Raw genomic sequence first — 11,935 nt, 5'->3', positions numbered from 1 at the left:
GGGCCGCAGGGCCCCGTTTTTATAGTTGCGGCTAGCGCGGCGTGTCGCTGTAGTGGCGAAAGTGCTTGTGCAGAGCGTTCACCAGCCGGGCGATCCGCTCGCGCTTGAGACTGCTCTGTCGATAAACCAGATAGAGCGGGCGCCCTAATCCGGGCAGCGGGCATGCCATCTCTCCCTGTTCTCCCACCAACCCCAGCAGGCCTGCGGGTAACAGCACGGGCCCCATCCCCGCCTTGGCAAGCTCGATCAACGCCAAGTAGGAGTCGAGCTCCATGGCAGGTTCAAACCCGAGGGCCGCGAGTGGCTCGCGCAGGTAGCGGTTGGCGGGGTTCTCCAGATCCATGGTGAGGATCTTGCGCATTGCCCCCACAGTGGTTGGCCGCGTTGGATTCGGTTCATTACCCACCAGATAGAATGGCTCCTCCAGCAGCAGTTCTGCATCGAGTCCATGGCCCGGTGGCAGGCGACCGGCGCAGATGCCGAGCAGTGCCTCGCCACTGCGCACCCTGGTCAGGATCACCGGTGTGTGATGGGTGGAGAGGGCCAGATGGGGATCCTGACCTAGATAGTCGTGCATAAAGCGGGCAAGGTAGCCTGCCAGCAGGGTTTCGGAGCAGGCGATGGGAAGTGGGGTCTGATCGAACAGGGTCTGGCTGTCCGCCAGCACCCCCTTCATCTCGGCAAGGCTGGGCGCGAGCCGTTCCAGCAGCGCCTGCGCCTGCGGGGTGAGCCGGATCTGGCGCCCATCCGGTTCGATCAGTTTTTTGCCAAGGCGCTGCTCCAGCTGGGCAATGCGCTTGCTCACCGCCGACTGGCTGATGTAAAGGCGACTGGCTACCTTGGCCATGGTCCCTTCGCTCGCCAGCAAGCTGAGCGTCTCCAGCCCTTCCAGTAACATAGAGTCCCCTTGCCATCGTTACTTATTGAATGTGCGCTACCTTAGGGGCTGCCTGCCTCAGGAGCAAGTGCCGTTTGCTTCCTTGGGTGGCTGAACTCGCCACCCCTTGAGGGGCAACGCCAAGATCACCAAGTGACCGAGAGTGCTGATCACCAGACCCACCAAGTGGTTTGTCAGACCGATGGTGCATTGATGGTGCATTAAAGTGCAGGCCTATGATGAGCGACCGGCGTGCGTCATCTCACCTCTTGTTTTGTTAGCAACCGTTTTCGCGCAGCCGTTGGTATCACGCCGGGGCCGTGCTGTGCGCCATTGTCATCTTATTGTCACAGATAACCCTGAGACTTTGAGCAAAAGAGGTGTACTCTTGACCACTTATATTTTGAAAGGAATGCCCATTGAATTATCGCAAACGCCAGACTCGTACCCGCCATCTCTGGTTCAGCCACTGGAATGCCCCCCAAGATCGCACCGCTGTTGTCACCCCGCCCGAACCTGCAGTGCCTCACAGTTCACGTTGAAAAAGCCCAGCATCCGATAGGATTTTTCCGGTAACTTTGCCACTATTGCCCCATCACAATGATGTGGACATGGCTGGATGTTTCTGGAACGTATTGAAGTAAAAGGTTTTCGCGGGATTAATCGCCTGTCGCTCGGGCTCGATCAGACAACGGTGCTGATTGGTGAAAATACCTGGGGCAAATCAAGCCTGTTACGCGCCCTCTGGTGCCTGCTGGGGCAAAATGCCGAGCCCTACCAATTTACCGCCGAGGATTTCCATCAGCCGGAAGATCCCGAGTTAGCACCGACACGTCACTTGCAACTGGTGCTCACCTTCAGTGAGCACAGACCCCAGGTGTGTCAGCACTCCCATCGTTTGGCCCGCCTTCGCCCCTCCTGGGTGCTGCATAAAGATAAATTCCACCGTATTCACTATCGTGCCAGCGCGGAGTTGCAAGCCGATGGCTCCATTCTGACGCTCCATGATTTTCTCGACGGAACAGGTAAAATCCTGCCCATTGCCAATGCGGATGAGCTGGTCACTCTGCTGATCACCATGAACCCGGTCTTTCGTCTGCGCGACGCGCGCAGTACGCGCAACGGAGTGGAGACGGTGGCGTGGGGAGACCTGTCGGAGCAACGGTTAAGCGAATTGGCCGACAAGCTGATTGACGAGCCCCAGCGGATCGGTGAACCCGAGCTGAAGGAAGCACTGCAGGCGGTGCGTCAGCTGATGGATCACTACTTTAATGCGCTGGCGCCGATGAAAAATAAGCCACGAAGTCAGCGCGATATTGTCAATCGTCCTATGACCCTGCGCAATCCGGGTAATCTGCACACCCTGCTGCGCCATGCAGATAATCGTGCTTTGCAACTGGCCATGGCCGGGATGGCAGCGACCTTGCTGCAGGCGCGGGGCAACCGCGAGCTGGAGGAGGGGGCCCGGCCGATCCTGATCCTGGAAGATCCCGAAAGTCGGCTGCACCCGACCATGCTGGCATTGGCGTGGGGCTTGCTGGATCAATTGCCGGGCCAGAAGTTGCTCACCACCAACTCGGGGGATCTGCTCTCCTCGTTGCCGCTTAATCAGGTACGTCGCCTGGTGCGGCGCCAGCAAGATATTCTCTGCCAGCAACTGGGGGGAGAGCGCTATAGCAGCGATGACCTGCGCAAAATCGCCTTCCATGTACGGATCAATCGCCCTATGTCGCTGTTTGCGCGCTGCTGGCTGCTGGTGGAGGGCGAGACCGAGATCTGGTTGCTCTCGGAGTTGGCCCAGATCTGTGGTTACAGCTTGCGGGCCGAGGGGGTGCGGGTCATCGAGTTTGCCCAGTGTGGCCAGTCGCCACTGATCAAGGTTGCGCGGGATTTTGGTATCGAATGGCATCTTCTGACTGATGGTGATGAAGCCGGGCTCAAATATGCGGCGTCGGCCCGTTCCTTGTTAAAAGGTGATCGGGAGTGCGACAGACTGACCCAGCTACCGGCGGCAGACATCGAACATTACCTTTATCACAACGGTTTCGAGGCGGTCTTTCGCCGTGAGGCGGGGGTGGGGGGGCGCACTATGTGGAGTGCCCGTCACATCATTAACAAGGCGATCCATAAACGCAGCAAACCGGGTATGGCGCTGGCCGTCGTTGAAGAAGCCGAGCGTCTCGGTGGCGAGCATATTCCACCGGTGATCCGTCAGATGTTTGCCAAGGTGGTTGCGTTGGCGCGAGGCCAGGGCTAAGCGGACGTTAGTCCGTGCTGTCTTGTTGCCGCGCCAGGTTGCGGTGAGAGGGTGAGTGGTTCCAGTATTGCTTGCAGAGATTGGGGATAGCGGCGGGGTTGGGTATACTCCGCCTCTCTTTGGCGCCGCGTTGGCGCATTTCGAAACACTCTGCTGGAGGCGTCATGTTCGTCCAACTCCCTTTTTGGCTCTTTCCTCTTACCGGATTGATGGCGCTGGGGGCATTGATCGCCCTCGGTATCGTGTTGTGGCGCGGTGATATTTGCCCGGGACAACGGGCCAGAGTCAACCAGCAGCTTTTCTCTGTTTGGGTCATTACTGCCCTGTCGCTGATGCTGGCGATTGAAGCAAAGGCGGCCAGCTGGCTTATCTGGAGTGGCGGCGCCAGTCTGGTGCTCGGGGTGGCATTGTCGCTGCTCCAGTCGCGGTTGGAAGGCAAGCGATCCATCCCTTCGGCCCTGCTCTGGTTACCGGGTATGCCGCTGGCGCTGTATGGTGTGGGGTTGTTGCAGGTGCAGGGCTGGATCAGTGGCTTGCTGCAGATGACCATGCTGGGGGCTGCCTTTGCCCACTTGATGCTGCTGCGAGCCAGACATCGCCTCACTGCATTTAACACCTTATTGCCCCTCGCGGGGTTGGCGGGTGCCATCATCAGCCTGATCTGGTTGGCGGTGTTGGTGACATGGCAAGGCGGGGCGGCCAACCTTGATGCACTGATCCCGGCGGTACTCACTCAGGCTGGCTTGTTGGTGGTCTCTCTGTTGCTCTGGTTCAGCCCGCTCTATCTGCAGCGGGAGACGGCCCCTGTGGTGGTATCGACCACACTGTGCGGTCTGTTAATCGCCCAGATCGCCGCCACCAGCGTGTGGCACCAACTGGTCTGATCCAGATGTTTAAATGAAAAAGCCCCCCGAGCCTGGCTCGGGGGGCTTTCGTTTTTTTTCGCCAGCCTATTAATAGAAGTCGTCAGCACCACAGATAAAGAGGCAACTGCTGCGCGGCTGGGCTAGATACTCCCGGGTCAACCCTTCAAGCGGCATGCCGAAGGTGCAGATATCCTGTGGCGAGGGCAGGGCGGTATCGAGGATCCGCCGCCAATAGCCACCCACACCTTTGGGTGGGCTGGGCAGGTTGAAGGTCAGGGGCTCCCAGTAAGCGTTAAACAGCACATAGAGGGCCAGCTTGGTTTCGCTCGAGAGAGCCGACATGGCGATAGCATGGGAGTGGGGGCCAAAATCGGGCTGTCCTGCGTTGACCCCATGCCAGCAGAGCTCGCTATGGCGCAGGATCTCGGTGAGCGATAACGGCATGCTCTCCTGTTCCGGGCGCTGGAACAGATGCTTGCGGTACTGGATCAGCTCCTTCATAAAGCGGAACATCTCCTGACTGCGAGCGTTGGGCTGCCAGTCCATCCAGCAGGTGGCGTTATCCTGGCAGTAGCCATTATTGTTGCCGTGCTGGGTTCGCAACAGCTCATCTCCCATCAGCAGCATGGGGGATCCCACCGAGAGCAGGGTCGCCACCATCATGTTTTTGGATTGGCGCATCCGCAGGGCATTGATCTGCGGATCCTCGGTCACCCCTTCATGGCCATGATTCCAGCTGAAATTGTGATCGCAACCATCACGGTTATCCTCGCCATTCGCCTCATTGTGCTTGCCGTTGTAGCTGCTCCAGTCCCACAGGGTAAAACCGTCGTGGCAGGTGACGAAGTTAATGCTTTTTTCGGGATCCGCGTGGTGATAGTGGTAGATGTCGGGGCTGCCGCACAGCCGCTCGACAAAGGTGGTGACACTGTTTTCATCGCCGCGCAAAAAGCAGCGCACATCATCGCGGAACTGCCCATTCCACTCACGCCAGCGGGCGCCGGCGAGGGACCCCACCTGATAGAGCCCCCCTGCATCCCAGGCTTCGGCAATCAGTTTGATGTCAGCGATATTGGGGTCGGTGTCGATGGTGCGCAAGGTGGGCGCATTGGCCTGGGGTTGACCTGATTCATCCCGTGACAAGATCGCAGCCAGATCAAAACGGAAGCCGTCGACGTGCATCTCCTGACGCCAGAAGTGGAGGCTGTCCATGATCATCCGCAACACCACCGGGTGGGCGCCGTTAAAGGTGTTGCCGCAGCCGGAGTAGTTAGTGTCTTTCTGGTTGTTGTCGAGAATGTAGTAGGCCTCGTTGTCGATACCGCGAAACGAAAAGATAGGGCCATCATCCCCTCCTTCGGCGGTATGGTTATAAACCACATCCAGGATCACCTCGATATTGGCCCGGTGCAGCGCCTTTACCATGTCGCGAAATTCGGTCAGCGGATCATCGCCGCAGGCGTATTGTGCGTGTGGGGCGAAAAAGGACATCGGGCTATAGCCCCAATAGTTGGAGAGTCCCTTGGGCGCGTCCTGCGGGTCAAACTGGAAGATGGGGAGTAGCTCAACGGCGGTGATACCCAGCGACTGCAGATAGGGGATCTTCTCGATAAGCCCCAGATAGGTGCCGCGCAGCGCCGGGTCCACTCCCGAGCTGGGTGAATTGGTAAATCCCCCCAGATGCAGCTCATAGATCACCGAGCGGGAGAGTGAGTGGGCGGGTAACTTATCCTCTTCCCAGTCGTAATCACGGGTATCGACCACCCGATTTTTGGCACAGCAGCCGATATTGCTGCCAGGGCGCGCCGCGGCCCACCGATCGTAATTGGGGCCAAGTTCAATGCGGCGGGCATAGGGGTCAAGCAGCACTTTCTCCGCATCAAAGCGGGTGCCACAGTAGGGGCGCCACGGTCCCTGGATACGATAGGCGTAACGCTGACCTATCGGCAGCCCCTCAATATAGACATGCCAATAGTAGGCAGTCCGATTGCGGCGGGGGGATAGCAGGATCACCTCCGGGTTACTGTCATCCTCGCTGGCGAACAGCAGTAACTCAACCCGGCTTGCCAACCGGGCCCAGATCGCGAAGTTGACGCCATGGCTGTCGGGTGTGGCCCCCAACTGACGGCAATGACCGGCGGAGATGCGCATATTTTACCTACCCAGAATGAAGGAGTGATCACCTTACTGAGTGTAGTGCCGGATGCGTCGCGCAGACGCTATTGCCTGAAAAAACAGCATGATGCTGATAATGACCGCACACTCTGTCCGATTAAGCGGCGATTAAACTTATTTTGATATAATTACTTGCATTCTGTGCGCTGGCGCCTATTATTGGCCACCTCAGACGCGGGGTGGAGCAGCCCGGTAGCTCGTCGGGCTCATAACCCGAAGGTCGTCAGTTCAAATCTGGCCCCCGCAACCATCTGAGTTTCTTACTTTTTCAGACCGCTTAATGGGGATGAGAAAGAGAAAAATCGAACTGGCTACTGCTCGGCCACTTCGAGAAAAATTCGGACGCGGGGTGGAGCAGCTCGGTAGCTCGTCGGGCTCATAACCCGAAGGTCGTCAGTTCAAATCTGGCCCCCGCAACCAACTTTTTAGTCAGTATGTTGTTGTGCAAACAGCAGGATGCAGACAAACGCACTCAAGCCGCTGCTCAGCTTGAGGGTGACAATTCGGACGCGGGGTGGAGCAGCTCGGTAGCTCGTCGGGCTCATAACCCGAAGGTCGTCAGTTCAAATCTGGCCCCCGCAACCAACTTTTTAGTCAGCATGCGATTGTGTAAACAATCGAAAGCAGACAAACGCACTCAAGCTACTGCTCGGCTTGAGGGTGACAGCAGCTCGGTATTCGGATAACGCGGGGTCAGTTCAAATCTGGCCCCCGCAACTCGGTAGCTCGTCGGGCTCATAACCCGAAGGTCGTCAGTTCAAATCTGGCCCCCGCAACCAACTTTTTAGTCAGCATGCGATTGTGTAAACAATCGAAAGCAGACAAACGCACTCAAGCCGCTGCTCACTGGAGCAGCTCGGTAGCTCGTCGGGCTCATAACCCGAAGGTCGTTTTAGTCAGCATGCGATTGTGTAAACAATCGAAAGCAGACAAACGCACTCAAGCTACTGCTCAGCTTGAGGGTGACAATTCGGACGCGGGGTGGAGCAGCTCGGTAGCTCGTCGGGCTCATAACCCGAAGGTCGTCAGTTCAAATCTGGCCCCCGCAACCAACTTTTTAGTCAGCATGCGATTGTGTAAACAATCGAAAGCAGACAAACGCACTCAAGCTACTGCTCGGCTTGAGGGTGACAATTCGGACGCGGGGTGGAGCAGCTCGGTAGCTCGTCGGGCTCATAACCCGAAGGTCGTCAGTTCAAATCTGGCCCCCGCAACCAACTTTTTAGTCAGCATGCGATTGTGTAAACAATCGAAAGCAGACAAACGCACTCAAGCTACTGCTCGGCTTGAGGGTGACAATTCGGACGCGGGGTGGAGCAGCTCGGTAGCTCGTCGGGCTCATAACCCGAAGGTCGTCAGTTCAAATCTGGCCCCCGCAACCAACTTTCAGATAATTCCCTCCTTGTATTGCCACTCCCCCTGTTATTGAACAATCATCCGCAAGCATTTCGCTCTGTGGTGATTACTGCTATTTCTGACGCTTTTTCAAGACCAAAACTGGTCGTATCGGCCATTTGTTGGGTATCATCAGGTATCTCTTCATGGATGAGGCGCGCTCCTGTGATCACACCTTTCACCTATCTTCCTCCCGCTATTGAAAGCCAGGATGCCACGCTAGCTGAGGCCCTTGCCCAGGGGTTACCGTTGCAGTTGCTGCTGATCGCCGAAGAGCAAAAAGAGGCATTCTTGACGCTGCCGGTGTTTGCCGGTGTCAAAATCCAGCTTGCTCTCGGGCAAAAGGCACCCTTTTCCCTGATGCACGGCGCCACGCTGTTGCTGGTGGTATTTGTGGCCGGCAGCGTGACGCGAGACCACCGTCTCTACAAACAGGTCAAAAGCTGGATAGCACCTCTGGCAGGGCTCAACGTGGAGCGGCTCGGGCTGCATCTGGAAGGTTTTTCCCCTTCTGAACGGGTGATGCTGGCCGAATTGCTATTGTCAGCCTTGCTGGCCGCCAATATTCCGTTGCCGACCAGCAAGCGTCGCAGCGAAAGCAGCTGGAGCTATCAGCAGATCCGGGTCTCACCGGCGGTAGTGCTGGATCTGGCTCGCCTCTACAGCGAAGCGGGGGGCAATGGCTTGGCCCGCCATCTGGCGGTGTTACCGGCTTCCGAGCTGACCGCCGCAAGCTATCGCGAGTTTGTCACTCAGCTGGCGCAGGATGAGGGGTGGCAGTGTCACCACTATGATCAGGCCCAGCTGGCCGAGTTGGGGGCGGGGGCTTTTCTGGCTGTCACCCGTGGCTCGGAAGACAACCAGGGGGCCATGGTCAAGCTCAGCTACTACCCGTCCAAGCCAGTGCGCCGCATTGCGCTGGTGGGCAAGGGGATCTGCCATGACTCTGGCGGTTATAACCTCAAGGTGGCTGGCAGCATGTATGGTATGCATCTGGACATGGGGGGCAGTGCGGTGGCGCTGGGCACCCTCTACGCCATCAGTCGAGCCCAGTTACCCTACGAGGTGCACTGCTGGCTGGCGATTGCCGAGAACCATATCGGTCCTCATGCTTATCGGCCCGGTGAGGTGGTGACCGCCATCAATGGCACCACCATTGAGGTGGTTGATACCGATGCCGAAGGCCGGATGGTGTTGGCAGACGCATTGGCCATGGCGGTACAGGATACCCCTGATCTGCTGCTCGATTACGCCACCCTGACCGGGGCCTGCAAGCGGGCACTGGGCAGCCGTTACAGCGGCGTCTTTACCAACCGCATCGAGTGGTTGCCTGCGCTGGTCAAACTGGGACAGCGCAGTGGCGAGCGGATCTGGCCCTTCCCGCTCGATGATGATTTTGACGACAACATCGAGAGTGAATGGGCCGATCTGTTGCAGTGTGCGCCGGGCAGTTCGCCGGATCATATCGATGCGGCCCGTTTCCTCGCCCATTTCGTGCCCGAACAGACCCCCTGGCTGCATTTTGACCTGAGCGGTTTTCGCAACAAGGGAGGCAATGGGGTGGTCTCCAGTGAAGTGACCGGTTTTGGCGTGCGCCTCACGCTGGATCTGCTGGCCGGCCCGCTCGGTAGAGTCGGGCACCATATCTCCGATCTATCTGACTGATAACAAGGACTGCTGTGAAACAACCAAGCTATGACTGGGTGCTGTTCGATTTGGATGAAACCCTGCTCGATTTCCCGGTCGCCGCCGCGCTGACACGTACCCTTCAGCATTACGGTGTGCAAGCCGATGACGCCAGCATGGCGCAATACCATGCACTCAACCACGGGCTCTGGCTGCAATACAACGATGGGGAGATAGATGCCACTGCATTGCAGCAGACCCGTTTCGCCCTGTTTGCCAAACAGGTCGCAGCCGACCCCATGGCGATGAACAACACCTTTCTGGAGCAAATTATTGCCTTGAGCATGCCCCTTGAGGGGGTTATCGAGACCCTGCAACAGCTGCGCAGCAAGGTGCGGATGGGGATCATCACCAATGGTTTCAGCGTCCCTCAGCGGGGGAGACTCGGCAAACTGGGCTGGAGCGAATGGTTTGAGCCGCTGGTGATCTCGGACGAGATCCGGGTGACCAAGCCAGATCCGGCTATTTTCCAGCACACCCTCTCCCTGATGGGGCAGTCTGATCCGGCTCGTGTGCTGATGGTGGGTGACAACCCGAAAACCGATATCGCCGGTGCGGCGGCGCAGGGGCTAGCGACCTGCTGGTACAACCCCGAGCGGCAAGCTGGCGAGTGCGAGGCGACCCACGAGATCCACCACTTCGCCCATCTTGCCGACATTGTGCTGGGGCGCTAACAGGCACAGGTAACCCATCATGTCACGGTGGCCAAATCGTCTTGGCAAGTCGTAACGAGGGTTGTTTGAGACAGGGTAGGGTTTGCTTGAGACAGTAAGGGGAGCATCAGCTCCCCTTACTTATGAGCGTTTTCTTAGGCTATGTCCCAATTACGTGTTGCATGGGGTGCCCCAGCGCCTCATGCAAACACGCTTTGATATTCACTCCCTTCCCGTAACGCTCCAGCATCCTGCGCCAACCCAGATAATTCCTCAGATAATGAGTTGCGACGCCATGAAAGCGCACCATCCACTCTTTCAGCCGACGGTGATAGCCGTTCACATGCTGAATGTGATACGCGCCGGCCACTCGCTCACCCTGACGATTGCGCACTACTTGATGAGTCACGCCCTGCACTTTACTGAAACTGGCATACACGCCCGCGCCATCGCTACACAGCACGGCATCCGGCGAAACAAGGGGCTTCAAGACCGCGATAACTGTTTCGGCATTCATCTTTTCCAACTGAAAATCTGCATGATGGCCAGCACGGTCCTGTACCACCATCACCGGGATGTAATCCGGCCCGGTTCCCCGGGTTCGCCCTTTACCACCGCGATGCCGTGCCGGACGCGGCAGTCCCCGTTGCCCTTTGAACGACTCGAGGAAGAAGGTCTCATCGACCTCAACGATACCCTCTTCTCGTGTGGCTTGATGGGCGGCCATCGCACGCAAGAAGCGGTGGCGCCAGAGGAAGGCCGTGTTTTTGCTGACACCGCAACGCAGAGCGACCCGGCGGACAGTCAGACCTTCAATGAGGGCTTGCGCGTAGTCTTCCCAGCATTGGGCTTTACGTAATCTGGCCAAGGGGGTCTTGGTCAGCACGGTGCTGGTGCGCAGACACAGTTTGCAACGGTAGCGACGTAGTCCCCGACTCCATCCCCAGGGAGCCAACTGATTGGCATCGGCCTGACAATGTGGGCAACCACTGCATGCAGGTAACTGGGAGTTCAGAGAGGTAATGGCGTGTGGAGCAGAGAGCTCCTGCTGAGCAACACGGCGTTGGCGTAGGGTAAGCTGTGGAAAGAGAGACAACAGGTGTTGAAAGGCGGGGGTATCCATGATGGTAGACCTCAAGGTGATGGCCTACTTCAAGCTTAGCCTTTCAACACATAATTGGGACAGAGCCTTTTCTTATGGATGTAGGGATCCGAACTGGTAGCGATCGAGGATCTGCTGATAGTCGGGGCTCTGTTTCAACTGTTCGATAGCCAGATTGATCCGTTGCAGTTGCGCCTCTGTGGTGCTTTTTTTGCTCAGCATCAGGTGAACCGGTGTTAGCTCGATACGCAGCAGAATATGCAGCTCATCCCGCAACTCATCTTTATTAGTCCACTCCTGCAGCCCGTGGGGATCGAGAATAAATCCCTGGATCCGCCCCCCTTGCAACATCTTCAGCAGCTGCTCCAGTCGCAGGCGCATTTGCAGGCGGGACTGCAGCTCGGGCCGAGCCATCAACTGGCGGAAGGTATTGCCGTAATCAAAGCCCTTGAGCACCCCGATATGAAAGTCCGGGGTGTTGATCAGTTGATCCAGGGTAGTGATCCCGCGCCAGCGTTCGGCATCTTGCCGACGGATGACGATGGCCGTCTCCTCTTCCCGATAGGGGTGGCTGAAGCGGGCATATTGCTGCCGCTCGGTGGTGATATTGGCGGACATCGCCAGTTGAACCGTGCCGAATTTCAGCTCGTGTAGCACCCGAGCCCAGGGCATTTCCGTGAATGTGGCCTGATAGTTGGCCCGCTGGAAGATGGCGTTGAGCAGGTCGATGTCCAGTCCGCGGATCTGCTGCTGTTCATTGCGATAGCTGAAGGGCTGCCAGTTGACCCAGCCCACGACCAATGACTCCTGTGCCGTAGCCTGGCAACACAAACACCATAACAACAAGAGTCTGTACACAACGCACCCCTCGAACCAGCTGATACAGTTGAGTATTGGACAGGAACGACGGAGTAACCAGTGTTG

Annotated in this window: 9 protein-coding genes and 7 tRNA genes; 11 read left to right on the top strand and 5 right to left on the bottom strand. The window is 57.7% G+C overall.

All coding sequences use genetic code 11. The annotated features are described in order from the left end of the window. Positions 1-31 precede the first annotated feature (31 nt). The gene (locus tag ACY8FN_RS14930; RefSeq protein WP_463100444.1) at positions 32-898 is read right to left on the bottom strand and encodes a LysR family transcriptional regulator; all 867 of its coding nucleotides are present in this window, start codon (positions 896-898) and stop codon (positions 32-34) included. Positions 899-1,496: 598 nt separating this feature from the next. On the opposite strand from ACY8FN_RS14930, the gene ACY8FN_RS14925 reads away from it, so the two are divergent. Both ACY8FN_RS14925 and ACY8FN_RS14920 read left to right on the top strand, forming a co-directional pair. Further along, entirely contained in the window at positions 1,497-3,134 is a 1,638-nt protein-coding gene (locus ACY8FN_RS14925; RefSeq protein ID WP_463100443.1) for an ATP-dependent endonuclease, read from the top strand. 164 nt (positions 3,135-3,298) lie between these two features. Continuing rightward, complete coding sequence (locus tag ACY8FN_RS14920) at positions 3,299-4,018, top strand: hypothetical protein (protein WP_463100442.1); 720 nt, start codon at positions 3,299-3,301, stop codon at positions 4,016-4,018. 69 nt (positions 4,019-4,087) lie between these two features. Here ACY8FN_RS14920 and glgX read toward each other — a convergent pair whose 3' ends face one another. Further along, positions 4,088-6,151: a glycogen debranching protein GlgX gene (gene glgX, locus ACY8FN_RS14915; RefSeq protein ID WP_101347380.1), complete on the bottom strand. Its 2,064-nt coding sequence runs from the start codon at positions 6,149-6,151 to the stop codon at positions 4,088-4,090. Positions 6,152-6,348: 197 nt separating this feature from the next. Between glgX and ACY8FN_RS14910 the strand changes: the two genes are divergently transcribed. From ACY8FN_RS14910 to ACY8FN_RS14880, 7 genes are all read left to right on the top strand, one after another. Then, positions 6,349-6,425: transfer RNA gene (locus ACY8FN_RS14910), tRNA-Met, on the top strand. A gap of 93 nt (positions 6,426-6,518) precedes the next feature. Continuing rightward, positions 6,519-6,595, top strand: a tRNA-Met gene (locus tag ACY8FN_RS14905). Between the two features lie 88 nt (positions 6,596-6,683). After that, positions 6,684-6,760, top strand: a tRNA-Met gene (locus tag ACY8FN_RS14900). Positions 6,761-6,861: 101 nt separating this feature from the next. Further along, positions 6,862-6,954 (top strand) — tRNA-Met (locus ACY8FN_RS14895). A 196-nt stretch (positions 6,955-7,150) separates the two neighbouring features. Further along, positions 7,151-7,227, top strand: a tRNA-Met gene (locus ACY8FN_RS14890). Between the two features lie 88 nt (positions 7,228-7,315). Continuing rightward, a tRNA-Met gene (locus tag ACY8FN_RS14885) sits at positions 7,316-7,392 on the top strand. An 88-nt stretch (positions 7,393-7,480) separates the two neighbouring features. Next, a tRNA-Met gene (locus ACY8FN_RS14880) sits at positions 7,481-7,557 on the top strand. A gap of 51 nt (positions 7,558-7,608) precedes the next feature. Here ACY8FN_RS14880 and ACY8FN_RS14875 read toward each other — a convergent pair. Continuing rightward, the gene (locus tag ACY8FN_RS14875; RefSeq protein WP_157830649.1) at positions 7,609-7,752 is read right to left on the bottom strand and encodes a hypothetical protein; all 144 of its coding nucleotides are present in this window, start codon (positions 7,750-7,752) and stop codon (positions 7,609-7,611) included. Here ACY8FN_RS14875 and ACY8FN_RS14870 point away from each other — a divergent pair. Together ACY8FN_RS14870 and yjjG are read left to right on the top strand one after the other, a co-directional pair. After that, a complete protein-coding gene (locus tag ACY8FN_RS14870) occupies positions 7,736-9,235 on the top strand; it encodes a M17 family metallopeptidase (protein WP_463100441.1) in 1,500 nt (499 codons plus the stop codon). The genes ACY8FN_RS14875 and ACY8FN_RS14870 overlap by 17 nt on opposite strands. Positions 9,236-9,249: 14 nt before the next feature. Then, positions 9,250-9,930, top strand: coding sequence for a pyrimidine 5'-nucleotidase (gene yjjG, locus ACY8FN_RS14865; RefSeq protein WP_463100440.1), 681 nt, complete (start codon positions 9,250-9,252; stop codon positions 9,928-9,930). 139 nt (positions 9,931-10,069) lie between these two features. Here the strand turns inward: yjjG and ACY8FN_RS14860 are convergent, their stop codons facing one another. Together ACY8FN_RS14860 and ACY8FN_RS14855 are read right to left on the bottom strand one after the other, a co-directional pair. Next, a complete protein-coding gene (locus tag ACY8FN_RS14860; RefSeq protein ID WP_463100439.1) occupies positions 10,070-11,032 on the bottom strand; it encodes an IS1595 family transposase in 963 nt (320 codons plus the stop codon). A 72-nt stretch (positions 11,033-11,104) separates the two neighbouring features. After that, on the bottom strand, positions 11,105-11,806 hold the full coding sequence (locus tag ACY8FN_RS14855; protein WP_463100438.1) for a substrate-binding periplasmic protein: 702 nt from the start codon (positions 11,804-11,806) through the stop codon (positions 11,105-11,107). Positions 11,807-11,935: the final 129 nt, after the last annotated feature.

The sequence above is a fragment of the Aeromonas sp. 160P genome, from assembly GCF_055193095.1.
Note: the sequence above shows the minus strand (reverse complement) of the source record. Positions and strands in the feature narration are given on the sequence as shown.